This is a genomic window from Amycolatopsis sp., from assembly GCF_036008905.1.
Classification (GTDB): domain Bacteria; phylum Actinomycetota; class Actinomycetes; order Mycobacteriales; family Pseudonocardiaceae; genus Amycolatopsis.
Window position 1 is genome coordinate 33,079 of the sequence record NZ_DASYMU010000129.1, and the last position, 20,188, is coordinate 53,266.

At 68.3% G+C, this 20,188-nt stretch carries 20 protein-coding genes; 14 read left to right on the plus strand and 6 right to left on the minus strand.

The features are described 5' to 3' along the window. The gene (locus VGP60_RS22700) at window positions 1-432 is read right to left on the minus strand and encodes a nitroreductase/quinone reductase family protein (protein WP_327550075.1); all 432 of its coding nucleotides are present in this window, start codon (window positions 430-432) and stop codon (window positions 1-3) included. A 28-nt stretch (window positions 433-460) separates the two neighbouring features. Further along, the gene (locus VGP60_RS22705; RefSeq protein ID WP_327550076.1) at window positions 461-1,273 is read right to left on the minus strand and encodes an SAM-dependent methyltransferase; all 813 of its coding nucleotides are present in this window, start codon (window positions 1,271-1,273) and stop codon (window positions 461-463) included. A 128-nt stretch (window positions 1,274-1,401) separates the two neighbouring features. On the opposite strand from VGP60_RS22705, the gene VGP60_RS22710 reads away from it, so the two are divergent. From VGP60_RS22710 to VGP60_RS22755, 10 genes are all read left to right on the plus strand, one after another. Next, complete coding sequence (locus VGP60_RS22710; RefSeq protein WP_327550077.1) at window positions 1,402-2,745, plus strand: cytochrome P450; 1,344 nt, start codon at window positions 1,402-1,404, stop codon at window positions 2,743-2,745. An 88-nt stretch (window positions 2,746-2,833) separates the two neighbouring features. Next, window positions 2,834-3,913, plus strand: coding sequence for an alpha/beta hydrolase (locus VGP60_RS22715; RefSeq protein ID WP_327550078.1), 1,080 nt, complete (start codon window positions 2,834-2,836; stop codon window positions 3,911-3,913). A gap of 80 nt (window positions 3,914-3,993) precedes the next feature. Further along, window positions 3,994-6,147, plus strand: a complete 2,154-nt coding sequence (locus VGP60_RS22720) for a putative bifunctional diguanylate cyclase/phosphodiesterase (protein WP_327550079.1) — start codon at window positions 3,994-3,996, stop codon at window positions 6,145-6,147. A 2-nt stretch (window positions 6,148-6,149) separates the two neighbouring features. Next, window positions 6,150-7,649: a glycosyltransferase family 39 protein gene (locus tag VGP60_RS22725; protein ID WP_327550080.1), complete on the plus strand. Its 1,500-nt coding sequence runs from the start codon at window positions 6,150-6,152 to the stop codon at window positions 7,647-7,649. A gap of 114 nt (window positions 7,650-7,763) precedes the next feature. Then, window positions 7,764-8,387, plus strand: a complete 624-nt coding sequence (locus tag VGP60_RS22730) for a hypothetical protein (RefSeq protein WP_327550081.1) — start codon at window positions 7,764-7,766, stop codon at window positions 8,385-8,387. A gap of 336 nt (window positions 8,388-8,723) precedes the next feature. Next, window positions 8,724-10,238, plus strand: coding sequence for a sensor histidine kinase (locus tag VGP60_RS22735; protein WP_327550082.1), 1,515 nt, complete (start codon window positions 8,724-8,726; stop codon window positions 10,236-10,238). Further along, the gene (locus tag VGP60_RS22740) at window positions 10,223-10,642 is read left to right on the plus strand and encodes a roadblock/LC7 domain-containing protein (RefSeq protein WP_327550083.1); all 420 of its coding nucleotides are present in this window, start codon (window positions 10,223-10,225) and stop codon (window positions 10,640-10,642) included. Before VGP60_RS22735 ends, VGP60_RS22740 begins: the two co-directional genes overlap by 16 nt. Further along, window positions 10,639-10,998, plus strand: a complete 360-nt coding sequence (locus VGP60_RS22745) for a DUF742 domain-containing protein (RefSeq protein ID WP_327550084.1) — start codon at window positions 10,639-10,641, stop codon at window positions 10,996-10,998. The genes VGP60_RS22740 and VGP60_RS22745 overlap by 4 nt, the downstream gene beginning before the upstream one ends. Then, window positions 10,979-11,608 (plus strand): ATP/GTP-binding protein, encoded by a 630-nt coding sequence (locus VGP60_RS22750; RefSeq protein ID WP_327550085.1) that lies wholly within the window; start codon window positions 10,979-10,981, stop codon window positions 11,606-11,608. Before VGP60_RS22745 ends, VGP60_RS22750 begins: the two co-directional genes overlap by 20 nt. Then, on the plus strand, window positions 11,598-12,194 hold the full coding sequence (locus VGP60_RS22755; RefSeq protein WP_327550086.1) for a GAF domain-containing protein: 597 nt from the start codon (window positions 11,598-11,600) through the stop codon (window positions 12,192-12,194). Before VGP60_RS22750 ends, VGP60_RS22755 begins: the two co-directional genes overlap by 11 nt. Here the strand turns inward: VGP60_RS22755 and VGP60_RS22760 are convergent. Beyond that, window positions 12,109-13,389 carry an acyl-CoA dehydrogenase family protein gene (locus tag VGP60_RS22760; protein WP_327550087.1) on the minus strand — a complete coding sequence of 427 codons (1,281 nt, stop codon included), beginning with the start codon at window positions 13,387-13,389 and terminating at the stop codon, window positions 12,109-12,111. The two genes, VGP60_RS22755 and VGP60_RS22760, sit on opposite strands and share 86 nt — an antisense overlap. Window positions 13,390-13,973: 584 nt before the next feature. Between VGP60_RS22760 and VGP60_RS22765 the strand changes: the two genes are divergently transcribed. Both VGP60_RS22765 and VGP60_RS22770 read left to right on the plus strand, forming a co-directional pair. Continuing rightward, window positions 13,974-14,666 carry an MOSC domain-containing protein gene (locus VGP60_RS22765; protein ID WP_327550088.1) on the plus strand — a complete coding sequence of 231 codons (693 nt, stop codon included), beginning with the start codon at window positions 13,974-13,976 and terminating at the stop codon, window positions 14,664-14,666. Further along, window positions 14,656-15,342 carry a TetR/AcrR family transcriptional regulator gene (locus VGP60_RS22770; RefSeq protein ID WP_327550089.1) on the plus strand — a complete coding sequence of 229 codons (687 nt, stop codon included), beginning with the start codon at window positions 14,656-14,658 and terminating at the stop codon, window positions 15,340-15,342. Before VGP60_RS22765 ends, VGP60_RS22770 begins: the two co-directional genes overlap by 11 nt. Here the strand turns inward: VGP60_RS22770 and VGP60_RS22775 are convergent. Continuing rightward, window positions 15,263-16,150, minus strand: a complete 888-nt coding sequence (locus VGP60_RS22775) for a LysR family transcriptional regulator (RefSeq protein ID WP_327550090.1) — start codon at window positions 16,148-16,150, stop codon at window positions 15,263-15,265. The two genes, VGP60_RS22770 and VGP60_RS22775, sit on opposite strands and share 80 nt — an antisense overlap. Before the next feature lie 81 nt (window positions 16,151-16,231). Between VGP60_RS22775 and VGP60_RS22780 the strand changes: the two genes are divergently transcribed. Together VGP60_RS22780 and VGP60_RS22785 are read left to right on the plus strand one after the other, a co-directional pair. Continuing rightward, window positions 16,232-17,467, plus strand: a complete 1,236-nt coding sequence (locus VGP60_RS22780) for an MFS transporter (protein WP_327550091.1) — start codon at window positions 16,232-16,234, stop codon at window positions 17,465-17,467. 74 nt (window positions 17,468-17,541) lie between these two features. Continuing rightward, window positions 17,542-18,393, plus strand: coding sequence for an alpha/beta hydrolase (locus VGP60_RS22785; RefSeq protein ID WP_327550092.1), 852 nt, complete (start codon window positions 17,542-17,544; stop codon window positions 18,391-18,393). A 26-nt stretch (window positions 18,394-18,419) separates the two neighbouring features. Here the strand turns inward: VGP60_RS22785 and VGP60_RS22790 are convergent, their stop codons facing one another. Continuing rightward, window positions 18,420-18,830, minus strand: a complete 411-nt coding sequence (locus VGP60_RS22790; protein ID WP_327550093.1) for a hypothetical protein — start codon at window positions 18,828-18,830, stop codon at window positions 18,420-18,422. A gap of 229 nt (window positions 18,831-19,059) precedes the next feature. Then, window positions 19,060-20,188, minus strand: a 1,129-nt coding sequence (locus VGP60_RS22795; protein WP_327550094.1) for a glycoside hydrolase family 3 protein, incomplete at its 5' end; no start/stop codon positions are given.

Below are 20,188 nucleotides of genomic sequence, written 5' to 3' on the forward strand. Positions count from 1 at the left end.
TCAGGCCTTCGGCTCGAGCAGGACGAGCGCGATCTCGCGGTCGGTCTTCTTCTGGTAGTCGGCGTAGTTCTTGTGGTCGGCGGTGATCAGCGGCCACATGCGGGCCCGCTCTTCGGCGGTCGCGACCCTGGCCTGCATGCCGACGGCCGGCTTGCCCTGCACGGACACCTCGACCTCGGGCTTGGCCTGGATGTTGAGCAGCCACAGCGGCGGCTGGTCGTCGCCACCGCGTGACGCGACGACCACCAGCGCGTCGCCCTCCCGCAGCGGCGAGGTCAGCATCACCGAGCGCGGCTGGCCCGTCTTGCGGCCGATCGTGGTCAGCTCGACAACGGGCATGTTCGAGACGTGCAAGCCCAGCCGCCCGCCACTGATCTTGACCAGGCCTCGGTGGACGGCGTTCATCGTCTTCAGGATCGTGTCGCTCGGCATGCCGTCAACATACCAGCGGTATGGCAGGTCAGGGCTTGCGGCCGACCCCGGCGTAGGGCAGCGAGTTGACCGTTGGGTCGTCAGACATGTCCCCGACGCCCTGCGGCCGCCACATCGCGCAGCCGACCAGCCCCGGCTCAACGAGTTCGTAGCCGTCGAAAAACCGGATCACCTCATCGTAGGTGCGGGGATAGGGCTGGTTCTGGGTGCTTTTGTAGGCCTCGACGGCTTCGGGTAGCCGCGCGGCCTCCGTGTCGGCGGCGACATGCGAGACGGCCAGGAAGCTGCCCGGGGCGAGCCTGTCGCGGTAGCGGGCGAGGATGGCCTCCGGATTCCAGGCGTCCGGGACGAAGTGCAGCAACAGCAGCATGAACAGCCCGACCGGCTGGTCGAAGTCCAGCAGCCGGGCGGTTTCGGGCGCGTCGAGGATGTCGTCGACGTCGCGCAGGTCGGCCTGGATCACCTCGCAGCGGTCATTGCCCTCGAGCAGCATCCGGCTGTGCGCGACGGCCACCGGCTCCCGGTCGACGTAGACCACCCGGCATTCCGGATCGGCGCGCTGCACGATTTCGTGCAGATTCCCGACGGTCGGAATACCGGAACCGATGTCGAGGAATTGCCGGACTCCCGAATCAACCATGAATCCGGCCGCGCGGCGCAGGAATGCCCGATTCAGCCGGGACGCGTCGCGAACACCCGGCATGATCTTCAGTATTTTCTCACCCAGTTCGCGATCGGCCTGGAAATTGTGATCGCCGTCGAGCCAGTAGTCGTATACCCGGGCCGGATTGGGCACACTCGTATCGACGTCGGGCGGCACCCAGTCGAGGCGCTCGGTCACCGTGGTCCCCCGTTTTCGTCGGCGGAAGTGCTTGTCGAATGGGCGAGTGTAGCCGCGATGCTCGTCCGTTTGTGTGGATATCCGCGCGCGTTTTCCGTCTTCTCCCGCCGCGGAACTAGTGTTGCCGGATGCCGGCCGACCCGCGGGATCAGGTCCGGGCAGTTCCCGGCCGTCTGCCGCTGCTCGGGCACAGCGTTTCCCTGCTGCGCGGCCCGGTGAAATTCCTGGCTTCCTTGCGCTCCCACGGCGAACTGGTCCGGCTGCACCTCGGCCCGCTGCCGGTGTACCTGGTCACCACCCCGGAACTGGCCTGGCAGATCCTGGCCGTCGACGCCGACAAGTTCGACAAGGGCATCGTCTTCGACAAGATGCGCCCGCTGTTCGGTGACGGCATCGCGACGTCGAACGGCGAGTTCAACCGGCGGCAGCGCCGGATGGTACTGCCCGCCTTTTCCCGCGGCAGGATCGCCGGATACGCCGCGTCCACAGTGACCCCGCTGGCCGCACGGCTGGCTGATTCCTGGTGCCACGGCCAGGTTGTGGCGCTGGACGAGGAACTTCAGGACCTGGCACTGAGCGTCTCCGGCCAGACGCTGTTCTCCACCGAACTCGGCCGGGAGGTGCTCGACGAGATCCAGCGGTCGATCCCGATCATGCTCGACTACGTGCTCGTGCGAGCCTTCTCGTCAAAGGTGATCGAAAAGCTGCCCATCAAGGCGAACCGGGAATTCGACGCGGCCGCCGCGCGCCTCCGGAAGGTGATACCGGACGTCATCGTCAACGCCAGGGCCGACGGCGGTGACCACGGCGATCTGCTATCGACCTTGCTGCTGGCCACCGACGAGGACACCGGCGAACCAATGACCGACGAGCAGATCCACGACGAGGTCATCACGATCCTCACCACCGGCGCCGAAACCACCGCCGTGGCACTGGCCTGGTTCTTTCACGAAATCGGGCAGCACGGCGACATCGAACGGCGGTTCCACGCGGAGGTCGACGAAGTGCTGGGCGGACGGCCCGCCACCTTCGACGACGTTCCCCGGCTCGGGTACACCCAGCAGATCGTCAACGAGGTCCTGCGCCGGAACCCGCCACTGATCCTCATGCGGCGGACCCGGGAAACCGTGGACATCGCCGGGGTTTCGCTGCCGCCGGGGACCGAGGTCGCCGTCAGCCAGCACACCCTGCACCAGGATCCGCGCTGGTTCCCCGATCCCGCCAGGTTCGATCCCGACCGGTGGGCGCCGGGAGCCGCCGCTTTGCCGAAAGGTGCCTACATTCCTTTCGGTGCCGGGGCCCGGCTTTGCCCGGGGCACGTGTTCGCGCCGATCGAAATCACCATCGCGGCGGCGACACTGGCCGCGCGGTGGCGGCTGGTCCCGTTACCAGGGAAAACCGTGTACCCCAAGATCACCGCGACAATGCAGCCCAACCGGCTGCCGATGACGGTGATAGCACGGCACGAATGATCCACCGCGCCACCACCTTGCAGGGAACGAACCCCTGTCGGGTGTAGCGTTTTCGCCTTCAAGAGTTTCCGGATTCGGAGGATTTCCCGTGCGACTGCCGGTGAAGGCGATCACCGCGTTGTTCGCCTGTTGTGCTTTGCTCGGCAGCGCCGCCGCCGCCGCGCCGCAGGCACTGGCAGCGGAAGTGAACTGCTCGGACACCGACCTCCCGGTGGCCGGTCCCATCGCACCGGCGACCATGCACGGCCGGTTGTGCCTGCCTTCGGGCGCCACGCCGGCCGCCGTGCAACTGCTGGTCCACGGCGGCACCTACAACAGCGCCTACTGGGATCTTCCTTACGACCCAAGCCATTACTCCTATCAGCGCGACATGGCGAAGAACGGGTTCGCCACCTTCGCGGTCGACCGGCTCGGCACCGGCCGGAGCACCAAGCCGTTCAGTGTCCCGCTGCTGATCGGCGCGGAGGCGCGGTCACTGCACGACGTCGTCGGTCATCTCCGCGCCGGCCGGGTCGACGGGCTGCCGTTCGCCAAGGTCGTCATCGTCGGGCATTCCGTGGGCTCGGGCATCGTGGCCGCCGAGGCCGCGACCTATCACGACGTCGACGGCGTTGTCCTGAGCGGAATCACGCATCTGCCTTCGGTTCCGGCGCTCGCGCTGGGCGCCGCGCTCGGGCTGCAGCCGGTCTTCCTCGACTCCGACCTCGCCCGGCTCGGCAGCGATCCGTTGTATTTCGCGACCAGGCCGGGCGCCCGCGCGGGACTGTTCTACGCGCAGGGCAACGCCGATCCGCGGGCGATCGCGGCCGACGAGGTCACCAAGGACCAGGTCTCCGTGCCGGGGATGGGAACCGTGGCGGTGTTCGGCATCGTGCTTCCGGCGACACTCGGTATCGACGTGCCCGTTTTCCAGGCCGTCGGCGGGAATGACATTCTGTTCTGCGGTTTACTCGCGCTGCGCGATTGTTCCAGCGCCGAACGGCTGCGGGTACAGGAAGCGTCCTATTTCAGCCCATCGGCAAATCTTTCCACCTATGTGCTGCCGAACGCCGGACATTCGCTGGGTCTGCATCAGAACGCTGACCAGTATCGGAACGCGACCCGGGTCTGGCTGGGGCAGCGAATCGGCGTCGTCCCGAGTGTTGTCACCCGATCGGATCATCGGTGATCCGGCTGTGCTCGATAGAATCCACCGTCGCCCCGCGGCGATTCCGTGCCAGAGCGTCTCAGACCACTGGACAGGCTGACATGTGTGCCCCCTTTTCGAATAACGAGGACTCGGCGGAACCGGGCGGCTCCCCCGAAGAGGCCAGGGCCCGGCGGGCGAAACTCGCGCGCAAATGGGCGTATCTGATCAGCACCACGGCTTATCTTCCGCTCCAGCACACCGAGGTCGAGCGGCAACTGCTGGAACTGGTCGACAGGCTGTTCGACTCCGTCCTCAGCGAGCCGTTCGAAAGCGCACCCGCCGGCGAGGCCGGCACCCGGCTCGTGGAGCTGCAGTGTGTCGGCCGCGACAGCATCCGCCGCTCGGTGGAGGTGCTCGGCAAGGCCATGCTGCGCGAGCCCGAACTGAGCCGCGCGGACAATCTCGCCGACCGCATCGTGCTGGTGCTCGGCGAGATGACGGCGGACTACAGCGAAACGCTCAGGCTGGTCACCCAGCAGCGGCAGGAGCTGCTCAACCAGTCGCTGCTCAACGTCGCCCGGGATTCGCGGCGCAAGCTGAAGATCAGCCGGGCGCAGTTCGACGAGATCTTCTCCCGCACCACCAGCGGTGTCGCGCTCACCGAGCTCGACGGCCGGTTGCTGCGCGCCAATCCCGCGCTCGCCAAGACGTTGCGGCGGTCCACGGCCGAGCTCGCCGAACTCACCCTGTTCGACCTCGTCCACGCCGAAGACGTCGACGATCTGCGCGACGCGTACCAGGAGCTGCTCGCCGACCAGACCCGGCTACGGCAGACGTGCCGTCTCCTCGCCCAGGACGGCGAGACGATGTGGGCGTCCTTCACCGCGACACTGGTCCGCGACGAAGAGGGCGAACCACACCATTTCGTGACGATCATCGACGACGACACCGAGGTTTCGCTGCTGCAGCGACGGCTGAGCCACCAGTCGCTGCACGACGCGCTGACCGGCCTGCCGAACCGGCAATTCTTCAGCACCCGCTTGGAAAACGCGCTCCGGCACGCCGACCCGGCCACCGGCATCACGCTCTACCATCTCGATCTCGACGGATTCTCGCTGGTCACCGACGGCCTCGGCCACGACGTGGGCGACAGGCTGCTCAAGACCGTCGCGGGCAGGCTGCAGAGCATCTTCGCGCCGGAGAACGCGATCGTCGCCAGGGTCGGCGGCGACGAGTTCTGCGTCCTCGTGGTGAACACGCCGGGCACCCCGGACGTCGTCACCACGGTCCGCCGCATCCACCAGGAGCTCTCCGCCCCGATCTACGTCAACGGGCACCGCGGGGTGGCGGCGTCGGCGAGCATCGGCGTGGTGCACCGCCCGGCGCGGGACACCGATCCGGCCGAGCTGCTGCGGGCGGCGGACATGACGCTGCGGCGCGCCCGGCGCAACGGGCACCGGCAGTGGCAGCTGTTCGACGCGGCGCAAGATCTGCGTGACCGCAAGGCGTTCAGTCTCGCCGCGACCATGCCGGGCGCCTGGGAGACCGGCGAGATCCGGGTCGTCTACCAGCCGATGGTGCGTCTCGGCGACGAGCGGGTCATCGGTATCGAGGCGTTGCTGCAGTGGGATCACCCCGAGCTCGGTCCCCTGCCGCATGGCCGGTGCCTGAAGGTGGCCGACGAGACTGGGCTGAGCCTGCCGCTCGGCAACTGGTTCGTGCGATCGGCCTGTGAGGAGATGCGCGGCTGGCAGACCCGCTCCGGTCAGGACCTGCCGCTCGCCCTCGGGCTGACGCCGAATCTCGCGGCCGACCCGGACCTGGTCGGCGGGATCCAGCGCACCCTCGACGAGACCGGGTTGAGCCCGGAGTGGCTGCGTCCCGGCTTTCCCATCCAGGCGCTGCTGACCGACCACGGCGAGGCGGTCGACAATGTGCGCGTGCTGGCCGACATCGGCATCGAGTCCGAAGTGCACGGGTACGGCGCCACGGGTGACGTGGAATGCCTGGAGGACCTTCCGGTGCAGGCCGTCCGGGTCGCGCGGCGGCTCGTCCAGCGGCAGACCGAGCGGGCCGGCGAAGACTCCCTCGTCGCGCGGTCGCTGACGAACCTGATCGAAATCGCGCACCTGGCCGGGGTGGACGTCATCGTCGACGGCATCCGGACCGGGCGGCAGGCGAGCTGGTGGCGCGCGGCAGGCGGCGACGTCGGCGCGGGACGCCACTTCCGCCCGGCGCCCGGCGGCCTGCCCGCGCCCGCGGCGAGGAACTAGCGATGGACGCGCACACCGATCCCCTGCCCCGGCTCGCACTGGGCCCGGTCGGTGTCGTCGTCGCGGTGCAGATCGCCGTGCTCACCGCACTCTCCGGCCGATACGGATTCCACCGCGACGAGCTGTATTTCCTGGCCGCCGGCGCCCGCCCGGACTGGGGTTATGTCGACCAGCCACCGATCACGCCGGTGCTCGCGCACCTGTCGGCGACCGTCTTCGGCGACACCCCGAGCGGGGTGCGAGTCGCCGCTACCCTGATCGGCGCGGCGACGGCCATCGTCGTCGCGCTGGTCGCCAGGGAACTGGGCGGCGGCCGGGGCGCACAGGTGCTGTCGGCCGTGGCGGCGGCGTTGTCGTCGTTCGTGCTCGCGGTGTCGCACATGCTGTCCACCACGACCGTCGACGTGCTCATGTGGACGGTGATCGGTTTCTTCGCTCTGCGCTTGCTGCGTACCGGTGACGGGCGCTGGTGGATCGCCGTCGGCGCGGCTGTCGGTGTCGGGCTCGAGAACAAATGGCTCGTGTTGCTCCTGGTGGCCGCGCTCGGTATCGCGCTGCTGGTCACCGGCCCGCGAGAGGTCTTGCGCAGCGGCTGGCTCGCCGCCGGTGTCGTGGTGGCCGCGGTACTCGCGGCGCCGACGGTGCTTTGGCAGGCCGCGCACGGTTTCCCGCTGCTGACCGTCGCTAGCGGGATCAGTGAGGACGACGGCGCCGAGAACCGGATCCTGTTCGTGCCCATGCAACTGGTCTACGTCTCGCCGGTGCTGGTCCCGGTGTGGCTCGCCGGGATCGTGCGGCTGTGGCGGGACCCGGCGCTGCGCTGGGCCCGCGCGCTCGCGGTGAGCTACCCGGTCCTGTGTGTCGGATTGCTGGTACTGGGCGGAAAACCGTACTACTCGGTGCCGCTCCTGGTGCTGCTGACCGCGGCCGGTGCGGAACCGGCGCTACGCTGGCTCGATCGGGGACGCCGCACGGTCCGGCGTTCCGTCGCCGCCGTCTTGGCCGTGGTGGCCGCGGCGATCTCCGTGGTGATCGGCCTGCCCGTCCTGCCGGCCGCGGACCTGGGGCCGGTGCTCGCGATGAACCGGGAACCGGGCGAGCAGGTCGGATGGCCGGAGTTCGCGCACACGGTTTCGCTTGCCTGGAAACAGATTCCAGTGGAACAGCGAGGCACCGCGACGATCTTCACCAGCAGCTACGGGCAAGCGGGCGCGGTCGAGCGGTACCGCGAAGAGTACGGACTGCCACAGCCGCACTCCGGGCATATGTCCTATGCGGACTGGGGTCCGCCACCGGATACCATGACCGGGCCTGTGGTGCTGGTCGGCGGGTTCGAAGACATTTCCGAAACTCAGCGCCTGTTCACCGGCTGCCGGGTGGTCGCGGTGCACGACAACGGAATCGGCCTGGACAACGAGGAACAGGGCACCCCCATCGCACTGTGCTCCGGCCCCGCGGCACCGTGGTCGCAACTCTGGCCCGACCTCCGGCGCTTCTACTGAGGCTCACCACCTCCGCCATCTGTCGACAGATGGCGGTAGTTGCGGACGCCGGGTATCACGAGATGTCGACATCTCGTGATACCCACACCGCCTACAGGAAGAACGGTCCTGCTCATGAACCGCACCACGCCCGCCCCCTCCTCTCGCCGGACAGCGGCACGGCTGGCGACAGAAGTGCTCGCGCCGTGGGTGTGGGTGCTCGGGCTGCCGCTCGTCGTGGGCTGGGAAGTCACCGGGCACCACCTCGGCGAGACCTTGTTGTGGGGGCTCGTCGTCGGCATCACCGGGTCGCTGATCCCGATGGCCGTCATCATCCGCGGGGCACGGCAAGGGAAATGGGACAGCCACCACGTCACCGACCGTGCCGGACGGCTCGTCCCGTTCGCCGTCTGCATCCTCTCCCTCGGCGGTGGACTGGCCCTGTTGCTGGTCGGCAACGCGCCACATCGGATGATCGCGATGGCCGCGGCCGAGCTCGCCTGCCTGATCGCCGCGCTGGCCATCACCTTCGGCCTGAAGTTCAAGATCTCGATGCACGCCGTCGTCGCCGCGGGGGCGACCGTCATGCTCATCGTGGTCTACGGCCCGGTCATGGCGCTGCTCATCCCGTTGGTGATCTGGGTCTGCTGGTCGCGCGTCGAACTGCGCGACCACACCACGGCCCAGGTCGTCACCGGCACGCTGCTCGGCGCGGTGCTCGGCGGGGTGGTCTACTTCCTGGTGGCCGGTGCGCTATAACCGTTTTCCGGCCGGACAGGGAAAGGACTGCGGGTTTCCCGGCTCCGCACGTGGCAATCGACTCCCCGATGGCCGCCGTTATCAATCGGGACACTCGGGAAGCAGCTCCTTGACACGGCAATCGGGAAAACTTCCCCAGCGTGCTCCGGTCGTCCGGACGACCGGGCAGGACAGCACGCCGGGCAAGGGTTGCCCGGCAGGGCCCCATTTTGGGCGTGGTCATTGAGGTAGGATCGCTCGCGCCAAGATCATTTGTCCGCGTCAGGCCTGTGGTGCCGCATCGATGAGATATGTGTCAGCTGTTCTCTGTTGCTGTCCAAATCAAGGAAGGACCTGATGTCTGATTCGCCATCACCCGGCAGGCCGATCCCCCCGCCGTGGGAGCGCGAACAGGGAGGCGGCCGCGCCGGCTCGGCTGTCGTCGACGGCCTCCGAGCGCGACTTCGGCGTATTGCCCTGGTTTCGGTGGTCGTGGTGGCCGTGCTCGGCGCCGCGGGAATCGTGACCGTGGTTCTCGAACAATCACTGGCGACGCTGGTCGCCGTGTGCGTCGGGGCGGGCAGTGTGCTCGTGGTCGTGATCGCGGGCTCCCGCGCCGTTTCCGCCACCCGCTCGCTCAGCCAGGCGCAGTTCGCCGCCCCCGCCGAATTCGTCCCGGCCGCCGATCCCGCGCCGGTCGAGGCCGTGCGCGCGGCGGACTCGGATGACCCGGACCAGCGCCGGGAGGTGTTCGTCAAGCTGGCCCGGCGGCTGCAGTCCCTTGTCAACCGCGCGATCGGGCAGATCGACACGCTCGAACGCGATATCGAAGACCCCGAAATCCTGCGCGGCCTGTTCGGCGTCGACCACCTCGTCACCCGGGTACGCCGCCAGGCGGAGAACATCGCCGTCCTCGGCGGGGAAGCCCCCCAGCGCCGGTCGGTCAAACCGGTCAGCGTCTACGCCGTGCTGCGCTCCGCCGTCGCCGAAATCGAGCACTACAAGCAGATCTCGATCATCGGCGTCGAAGGCGCCCACCTGCACGGACACGTCGTCGCCGAGATCATCCACCTGCTCGCCGAACTGCTGGAGAACGCGACGACGTTCTCCGCCCCCGACTCCGGCAAGGTCGTACTGCGCGCGCAGAAGGTGACCGCCGGGCTCGCGATCGAAGTCCAGGACCGCGGTCTCGGAATGAACTCCGAGGACCTGGAGCAGATCAACCACCTGCTCGACGGCTCCACCACGATCGACATCACCGAACTGCTCGGCGACGGCCGGATCGGCCTCGCCGTGGTCAAACAGCTCGCCGGACGCCACCACGTCCGCGTCCGGTTGCAGACCAACGTGTTCGGCGGGATCGACGCCGCCATCGTGCTGCCACACCAACTCCTCGTCGACCCGCCGGTGGAGAAAGCCACCCCTCGGCCGGCTCCGCAGTCGTCGCAGGCACCGCAGGCACCACAGGAGGCCCGTGTTCCCGCGGCGAACCTGCCGCCCGCGCCGGCGACCTACGGCAACGACGCACAGCGCGGCAACCCGTTGCCGATGCGTCAGCCCCGGCAACCGTCCGCGTCCGTTCCGCAGGCGCAGCCACCCGACCAAATCCGCAACGCGCTCGACGGAGCCCCCGCCGAACAGCCCGCACAGCCCGAACACCCGCCGCTGCCGCAACGGCGTGGGTCCTACCTGAGCCCGCAGCTGCGCGAGCCCACCTCCCCCACCCGGCCGCTCCCCGGCCACACCACGAATCTGATGGCCACCGTCCAGCAAGGCTTCAACCGCGGGCGCACCGAACAGGACCCGCCCGCCGAGACGCCCCAACCCCAGCACGGAACCACCCAAGGAGAGTCCCCATGGCCGACGACCTGACCTTTCTCCTGTCCCGGTTGGCGGAGAAAGTCCCCGGCACCCAGAGCGCGCTGCTGCTCTCGGCAGATGGGATGGCGAAGTACTGGCACGGCCTGGACCGTGACGGCGCGGACGCGCTGGCGGCGTTGTCCAGCGGGCTTTTCTCGCTGTCCCACCAAGTGGGCAGCCGGTTCGGCGGCGGCGGCGGGGTCCGGCAAGTCATCTCGGAACTCGGCGACATCATCCTGTTCGTCACCGCGGCCAGCACCGGCACCGTTCTCGCCGTCCTCGCCAGCCGTGACGTCGACGCGTCGATCCTGAGCTACGAGATGGGCAAGCTCAGCACCCAGGTGCCCGACCATCTCGCCACGCCCAGCCGCCAGCAGACCTATAGCGCCATCGACAACAGGATCAGGCGAGCATGACCGCTGCCGATCACGGGCACGACTTCGGCGAGCTGTGGGTCCGTCCCTACACCTCGACCGCGGGGCGGACCCAGCCCAGCACGCCGCTCGACCTCGTGTCGATCGTGCGCGCGACCGGTCGTGGCACGGTGGCACCGGAACGGCTCGGGCGGGAACACGCCCAGGCGCTGCACCTGTGCCACTCCCCCACGTCCGTCGCCGAGGTCGCCGCGCATCTGCGGCAGCCGGTGATGGTCACCAAGGTGCTGCTGTCGGATCTCATCGAGTCGGGTGCGGTCACCACGAGATACCCCAGGTTCGAAACCCCCACCCCGGAAAATTTGGAGAGATTGCTCCATGGTCTCCGACGCCTCTGAGGCGTACCCCATCCAGTTCAAGCTCATCGTCGCGGGTGGTTTCGGCGTCGGCAAGACGACGTTCGTCGGTGCGGTGAGCGAGATCGAGCCGCTCACCACCGAGGAGACCATCACCGCGGCCAGTATCGGCACCGACAGCCTGGACGGTGTCGAAGGCAAGCACACCACCACGGTCGCGATGGACTTCGGCCGGATCACCTTCGCCGCGGACAACATGGTGCTGTACCTGTTCGGCACACCGGGCCAGCAGCGATTCTGGTTCATGTGGGACGAACTGTCCCGCGGCGCGCTCGGCGCGGTCGTGCTGGCCGACACCCGGCGTCTGGAAGACTGCTTCGCGGCGGTCGAGTTCTTCGAACGGCGTGGCATCAGGTTCGTCGTCGCCATCAACGAATTCGACGGCGCGCACCCCTACACCGACACCGCTCTCCGGGCCGCGCTCGACCTCAAGGCGCACGTACCGCTCCTGCGGTGCGACGCCCGCAACGCCGGCTCGGCCAAGAGCGTGCTGATCCAGCTCATCGAACACATCGTCGCGGATTTCCCGTCACGTCAAGGGGAAACCGCCATCACCGCCACCGGATACGGAGCCACCAGCCATGCCCTATGACGAAGACCGTCTCATCACCGCCCCCGACGACCCGGAGGCCCCCCGCCGGATGGCGCGGATGCGCGAGCTCGGGCTGACCTCGCGTCCGGACCAGGAGTTCGACCAGTTCGCGGCCAGGCTCGCGCAGATCACCGGCGCGCCCTACGCGATGGTGAACTTCGTCGGCGACCAGGAACAGTACTTCGCCGGGCTCTACACGCCGTCCAACTCGGCGACCAGCTCCGCGCTGGAGGCCGCACAGGCCTCCGCGCACGGGAGCCCGGGCCGGACCATGGCACTGGACCACGGTTTCTGCCCGCACGTGGTGGTGCGGCGCAAGGCGCTGGTACTCGACGACGTCTGCGACTACCCGCGGTTCGCGGGCAACCCGGTGGTCGACAAGCTCGGCATCCGTAGCTACCTGGGTGCCCCGCTGATCGACCGGACGGGCACGGCACTGGGCACCGTCTGTGTCATCGCAAACGAACCGCGCCCGTGGGGCCGTGCCGGCCTCGAAACCATCAAGTCGATGGCAGCCGAACTGATGACACTGGTTCAGGAGCGGGCGGACCAGCTGGCGTCCGCAAACCGTCAGCGCTATCCCTGAGCTGCTCGGACAGGATGAGCGACCACTGTTCCTTGGACGATGATCCCAGCGCCACTTCGGCCAGTCGTAGCCGCTGGACGTCGGAAGTCCCGGCGGGAGCGTAGATGTGGTGCGCGTCGCGGACGTACCGCTCGACCCCACGGTCGGCGGACAGCCCGTACGCGGCGTGCACCTCCATCGCCGTCCGCGCAGAGTCCAAAGAGGACTCGACGTTGACGAGCTTGGCGTTCATCAGCTCGGTGTCACACGGCAGGCCCTCGTCAAGCAGGTGTGCCGCGTGGTAGGCCAGCAGGCGCGCGGTCATCAGCTGGGACTGTAGCTGTCCCAATTTCTGCTTGACCGTCGGAAGTTCTCCCAGTGGCTTGCCATAACGACGGTGCTCCTGGGTGAACTGGATGGTCTCCTCGACCAGCGCCCGATGGATGCCGAGTGAGACCGCGGTCAGGTTAGGACGTCCATAAAGGACACTGGACGAGTACGCGACGGGCAGGCCATCCCCTTCGGACCCGAGCAGGTTCTCCGCCGGCACCCGGACGTCCTCGAAGACGAGCTCGCCGAAGCTGAATCCGTGCAGCCCCATCGTGGCCTCGTGCTCGCCGAGGGAGAGCCCGGAAGTGCCCGCCTCGACCAGAAACGCCGACAGCCCCTTCGACCCGGGCCCCGTGCGCATCACGACGCCATGGAGGTCGCCGACATGGCTGTTGCCGACGAACACCTTGCGCCCGTTGAGGATGTAGTCGTCACCGTCGCGCCGCGCCGTCGACGCCATACCCAGCACGTGACCACCGGACTCGGGCTCGGTCACCGCGATGGTGGGCAGGCAGCGACCCGCGGCGATTTCGGGCAGCCACCGGCTCTTCTGGCGCTCGTTGCCGAAGTGGAGGATCTTCGCCACGCCCAGCTGGGACGCCTGCACCATGGCGCCCATGGCGCCGCTCACGCGCGCCAGCTCCTCGATGATGATGGTCTTGGCCAGGTGCCCCAAACCCATTCCGCCGTACCGCGAGCCGATCGTGACGCCGATCCATCCCTGCTCGGCGATCAACCGCGACAATCCATGATGGACGGACCGGGACGACTCCATCTCGGCGATCAGCGGACGCACTTCCGCCTCGGCGAAGATCCGAACCTTGTCCCGGAGTAGGTCGTGGTACCCGGTCGTGAAATAACCGTCCTGCTGGGCGGCAAGATCCACTTCGTGCTCCCATATGCCAGTAACCGCCCTCGTGCGGCGGAATCCCGGCTTACTGTGTGCCGACAACCATGGCTACTTTCGCACCCGCCCGGCAGTGGAGGTACCGCCTACGCGGTGATCTCCGGCACGGGCCAGCGGATCTTCGTAACTTGTTGTCACCAAAGGGATTCCATCACTCTCACCAGAAGTACATCCCTCTTGGCCATCATGCCCGCTGATCAGCGGTTACCTTCAAGTGGACAGTCACGGCCAGACCGTGACGGAAAGTCGTTCCCCCGCAACGATCGAGAGCTACGTCACGCCGAGCAGAACTCATTTTTCTTTACCTAGAACAGTTGTTCGATGATCTACGACCCACATTCATGACGCTCGGTAACCATTAGCATTGCTACATAACACAGGAACCTGTTGACATTCCAGGGATTCCGAGCGTTCTGTCCGATCAAGGTTCACGAGACATCTTTCACCCCAAGCCATTCGGGCATACCACGACGATTGCCCGAAGCGCATCCTTACTGGTCCAGACAACACGAAGCCTTCCCACGCCAGGAAAAGTATACGAACAGTCGTGCTACTTTCTGGGCATGGCTCTCGGGTTCTCAGCAGTCTTCGTCGGCAGGCCGAGCGTGCTCGGCTTCGTGCGTGAACGGCCGGTGTACAGCGCGATCACCAAGGCACGGGTGACCGTGCCGACACTCGGCCTGTCCGAAATCAACCTCGACGGCGACGACCAGGCCGATCGCTCGGTGCACGGCGGTGTCGACAAAGCCGTCTATGTCCACCCCGCCTCGAACTACGCGGCCTGGCAGGCGGACGGCTTCGAGGTTTCGGCGGGAGCGATGGGCGAGAACGTCACCGTGACCGGTACCGACGAGCAGGTCGTGCGGATCGGCGACGTCTGGGCGTGGGGTGACGCGCGAGTACAGGTGTCGCAGCCACGACAGCCGTGCTTCAAGCTCGCGATGAAGACCGGCCGCAAGGACGTCATCCCGGCGATGATCGACTCCGGCCGCACTGGCTGGTACCTGCGCGTGCTGGAGACCGGCGAGGTCCCGGCTTCCGGGGCCATGACGCTGGTTTCGCGGCTTCCGGAGGCCCCGACGCTCGCCGAGGTTCAGCTGGTGGCCTTCGCCAACGTGGCCCACCTCGACGGCGAACGGCGTGACGCGTACTTCCGGTTGGCGGAGAAGGTTCTCGCCGTTCCGGAACTCGCGGAGCAGTACCGCGGTGGTATCGAGTCGACGGTCGAACGCTGGGCGGCCCGCGATGCCCGTTGACGGGCGGCTCGTCCGGGGCGAGGCCACCCGCCGGGCGATCCTGGAGCGTGCCACCGACGTCGCCTCCGTCGAAGGGCTTGAAGGACTCTCGATCGGCAGGCTCGCGGCCGACCTCGAACTGAGCAAGAGCGGCGTTTTCGCGTTGTTCGGGTCCAAAGAGGAGCTTCAGCTCGCCGCGATCCGGTTCGCCGGAGACATCTTCGCCGACAACGTCACCCGGCCGACGCTCGAAGTGGAACCCGGGATCGGGCGATTGCGCGCGTTGTGCGAGAACTGGCTGGGCTATTCGGAGCGCCGGATCTTCCCCGGTGGCTGCTTCTTCTTTCACACGGGCGCCGAATTCGACGCCCGGCCCGGCCGTGTCCACGACGCCGTCGCCGAAGCGGGCACGGCGTTCTCCGTGTTCATCACCCGTACCGCGCGGGAAGCACAGGACATCGGCGAACTGCGGGCCGACATCGACGTCTCGCTGCTCGCCTTCGAACTGCACGCGCTGGGCCAGGCGGCCAACGCCGATTCGGTGCTGCACGGGGGAATCGAGCCCTATCGTCTCGCCAGGGCGGGTATGCGCAACCGCGTCGGCGGCGCCGCCAGCACTAGCCGACCCCCAATGGCATCCGTTCCGCAAGGAGTTCCAGCAGCGCGGCGATGGCCGGGCTCGGCTTCGGCCGGCTGATGGCACTGAGCATCCAGCCGATACCGTCGTCGAGCGGGAGCAGCACGATACCCGGCGTCGGGCGGTAGGTGATCAGCGGCAACACCGCGACACCGAGACCGGCCCGGACGAACCGGGGCACCTCGCCGAGGTCGGCGACTTCCGCTTTGACCGTCCGGCCGAGACCGGCGGCGGCGAAGGCACGCTCGACGGCGATGCGGTTGCCGAAGCCTTCGGGCGCGTCGACCCACAGTTCGCCCGCGAGTTCGGCGAGGCTCACACTTTCCTTGCCTGCCAGCGGATGCGCGGCGGGCAGCACCGCGACGAACGCCGAGCTCGCGAGTTCGAGGACCCGGAACCCGGCGAGGTCCTGTGCCGGCAGGCCCATGAACGCGACGTCGATCCGGCCTCGGCGCACGTTGTCCGCGAGACCCGTCGAGCCCGACGGTGAGGCGCCGAGCTGGAGATCGACGAGCGGGTAGCGCTCGTGGAACTCGCCGAACAGCGCGGGCAGGTCGACGAAATCGAGGTGGGTGAAGATGCCGACGCGTAGCCGTCCCCGGATGCCCCGCTTCGTCAGGGTTACCGCGCCGCGCACGCGATCGATCGCCTCGATGGCGGCGTGTGCCTCGGGGAGCAGGGCGACGCCCGCCGACGTCAGCTCGACCCGTTTGGACGACCTTTCGAAGAGCGCGGCGCCGAGCTCGTGTTCGAGCGACCGGATCCCGGCCGACACGGTCGACTGCACCGCGAATAGGCGTCGCGCGGCGCGGGTGAAGTTGAGCTCCTCGGCGACCGCGACGAAGTATTCGAGCTGGCGGGTGTCCACCGGTCAATCATCGCTCAGATCGATCGTTGGTATCAAGTATGTTCGTTGGACACGATCGATGGGCGGGCGCACGCTGGAAGCATGACTTCCACGATCACCAAGCCCGAGGTATCCACGACCTGGAGGCTCCGCCACGGGGTGGGCTTCTGGGTGATCGCCTTCGCGTTCCTCGTCGTGATGGCCTTCTCGACCGTGCCGACGCCGCTTTACGCGCTCTACCAGGCGCGCGACGGCTTCGCCACCTTCCTGATCACCGTCATTTTCGCCGCGTACGCGGTCGGCGTCATGGCGAGCCTGTACCTCGCCGGGCACGTGAGCGACTGGCTCGGGCGGCGGCGCGTCATCCTGGCCGCCGTCGTGATCGAGCTGCTCGCCGCGGTCTTGTTCCTCGTCTGGCCCGACGTCCCCGGCCTGCTCGTCGCGCGGTTCGTCTCCGGGGTCGGTGTCGGCGCCCTGACCGCGACGGCCACGGCGCACCTGAGCGAGCTTCGGGCCGTGGCGTGGCCCAAGGAAGACGGCCGGACGTCGAACACCGTCTCCAGTTTCGTCAACATCGGCGGACTGGCCTTCGGCCCGCTCATCGCGGGCTTCCTCGCGCAGTGGGTCACCGCGCCCCTGGTCGTGCCGTACGTCGTGTTCCTCGTCCTGCTCGCGTTCGCCGCGATCGGGGTCGCGCTCGTGCCGGAAACCGTCGAGCGGTGGGAAGAACGTCCCGCGTACCGCCCGCAGCGGGTTTCGTTGCCGCAGGCGTCGCGGGGGACGTTCTACTCGGCCGGCGCGGCGGCGTTCTCGGCCTTCGCGATCTTCGGCCTGTTCACCTCGCTCGCGCCGACCTTCATCGCGGGGACGCTGCACGAGACCTCACGGTTCGTCGCGGGCGCGGTCACGTTCGCCGTTTTCGGTGCGGCGGCGGTCCTCCAGGTGCTCACCGGGCGGCTGCCGATCGTGCGCCAGCTGCGCCTGGCCGCGCTGCTCATGGCGACCGGGCTCGTCGCGATGTCCGCGGCGGTGCTGGTGGTGAGCCTGCCGTTGTTCGTGCTCTCCGGTGTCATCGCGGGTGCGGGCGTCGGTGTGCAGTTCCGGGCGTCGGTCGCGGTGGCCGCGTCGCTCGCCCTGCCGCCGTCGCGTGGCGAGGTGCTCGCGGCACTGTTCCTGATCGCCTACGCGGGACTCGCCGTTCCCGTGCTGCTCCTCGGTGTGGCACTGACTTTCCTGTCGAGCACCACGGTTCTGCTGGGATTCTCGATGGTCGTGCTGGTGCTCGCCGCCTGGGCGAGTCTTGGCATGAGCACCCGGATGGCAGCACAGGTGTCTTGACCCAGCGTCACGCGTCACGAGATGTCGACATAACGTGATCTCTCAGTTCCCGAGAGATCACGTTATGTCGACAGATGGCGAAGTGGGGCGAGGGTGAGCACAATCCGGGCATGACCCAGGCCGGAGTTCTGCGCGCGCTCGTGACGGTGGTGATCGTCGTCGTGGTGGTGCTGGGCGCGGTGTGGATCTTCCAGCGCAAGCTCATCTACCTGCCCGACTCGTCCCCCGTGCCCCCGGCCGCCGCCGTGCTGCCCGGAGCCCAGGACGTCCGCCTGCGCACCACCGACGGGCTGGACCTGGGCGCTTGGCTCGTGCCGGCCACGGGTCCCGGCCCGGTGACGGCGGTGCTGGTGGCCAACGGAAACGGCGGCAACCGGCTCGGCCGGGCGCCACTGGCCGCCGCGCTCGCGCGCTCGGGGCTGACCGTCCTGCTGTTCGACTACCGCGGCTACGGCGGGAATCCGGGCAGCCCGACCGAGGACGGTCTTGCCCTCGACGTCCGGGCCGCGTACGGATTCCTTACCCAAGAACAAAAACTGGCACCCGAACGGATCATCTTCTACGGCGAGAGCCTGGGATCGGCCGTGGTGACCGAACTGGCCGTCGACCATCCACCGGCCGGGCTGCTCCTGCGCTCGCCGTTCGTCGACCTGGCCGCCGCCGGCGGCGAGCTGTACCCGTTCCTGCCCGTCCGGCTTCTGCTGCGCGATCGCTTCCCGGTCAAGGAAAATCTCGCGCGGGTCCGGGTGCCGACCGTCGTCGTGTACGGCTCCGCGGACTCGATCATCCCGGCCGCGCAGAGCCGCGACGTCGCCACCGCGAACTCCGCCCGGCAGGTCGAGATCACGGGCGCCGACCACAACGACCTCGTCCTGCTCGACGGGGCCCGACTCGTCGACGCCGTCAGGTCGCTCATACCGCGTTGACCTGCGGAGTCAACGGGTATTCGTGCCTACAGGTCGCGGGGTTCGATCATGACCGCCTTGAGCGCCAGGTCCGTGCGCCCTTCCTTCTTCACGTACTTCATCAGGGCGTCGTACTGCGCCCGGGGCAGCCAGCCCTTGTCACGGCCGGATTCGAGCCGCCAGATGTGGACGACCAGTTCGATCGAGTCCCGTCCGCACCCGCGGAGTTTCTGCGAGAACCGCGCGGCGGCTTCGGGCTCGCCGTCGCAGCGTGCCATCACCGACAGCATCAGCGACGTCGCGGCGGTGATGTCACCGCGGTGGATACCGCCCTCCGCCGCGAGATGGTCGGCCAGCTGGTAGCTCCGCGTGCCGACTCCCTTGGCCCCCTCGACCCGTACCGCTTCCACCAGAGCCCGGCTCTGGATCGTCACGTAATCCTCGTTCAGTGCTGCCATCCCCACGTCCCCTCCACTCGTGAGCCCCCGTGAAGGGGACTCCCCGCCCTCATCAACAGGTGCCGCGCACCCCGGCACCAGATACGTCGAATGCCAGACAATATTCACCCAGGCGGCCTAGCGGGAGTTAAGGGGGGTCGCGAACAGGACACGATTTGTCACCGGGGCGCTCTCCGACAGCGCGACGACGGGGACATCCCCAGGTGGCAAGGTCCCCGTCGCCATCGCCTCAAGCGAGGTATTCGGCCGCCGCCCGCAGGCTCACGTAGGAGCCGCCGAAGGTGTCGATCCGGTCGCCGTCACCGGCGTCCGGACCGGGTGCGCCGGTTTCCACCCGGATGACGTCCACAGTGGACTCCCGGAGCCCGTCGAGCAGCGCGCGCACCGCCGGGTACCGGTGTGCTTCCCGCGTCACGACGACGACACTGCGGAACCCTTGTGCCGATTCGAGAACCGTGTCCAGGCCGTCCCCGGACACGGTGATCGCCCGCGTGCCGGGAACGAGCTCGGTCAGGTGCGAACCGAGGCCCCACGGCATCGGACCGGCCGCGATGTTCGGGTCCGTCCGGACGTCCACCACCAGCGGCGGGCCGTCCAGGCGCGGGCTGCCCTGGATCCGCAGTGCCTTGCGCGCGACTTCGAGGCCGAGCCGGTGGTCGACCGGCACGATCTCGGCCTTCGCCGGCTCTTTCGCCAGCTCCGCGGTCCGCGCGGACGCCTCGGCGAGCCGTTCGAGCGGCAGTTCCCCGGAAGCCACGGCGGCTACGATCGTCGCGGTGATCCGGTCGAGGACCTCCGCGTCGAAAGCCGCGCCCCCGATGCACAGCGCGTCGGCACCGGCGATCAGCGACCGGACCGCGGCGTTGCCGAGCCCGTCGTGTCGGCCGAGCTCGCCGGACACCGCGCCCATCTCCAGCGCGTCGGTGATGATCGCGCCGGTGAAGCCGAGTTCCCCGCGCAGGACCTCGGTGAGGGCCTTGGCGTTGAGCGTCGCGGGCAGCTCACCCCACGCCGGGACCACGAGATGCCCGGTCATGATCGACCGGACCCCGGCCCGGATCGCCGCGGCGAACGGGACGAGCTCGACCGACCGAAGTTCTTCTTCGGTCCGTCGCAGCACCGGCAGGGCCACGTGCGAGTCCTCGGTGGCCGCGCCGTGGCCGGGGAAATGCTTCGCGCAGGCCGCGACGCCGTACTTCTGCATCCCCGTCACGTAGGCCGCGACATGCGGCGACGCGTGCACGGGATCCGAACCGAACGCCCGCACCCCGATGATCGGGTCGTCGGGCGTCAGCGTCAGATCCGCGCACGGCGCCAGGTTCACCGTGACCCCGCAGGCCGCGAGCCGCTCACCGAGG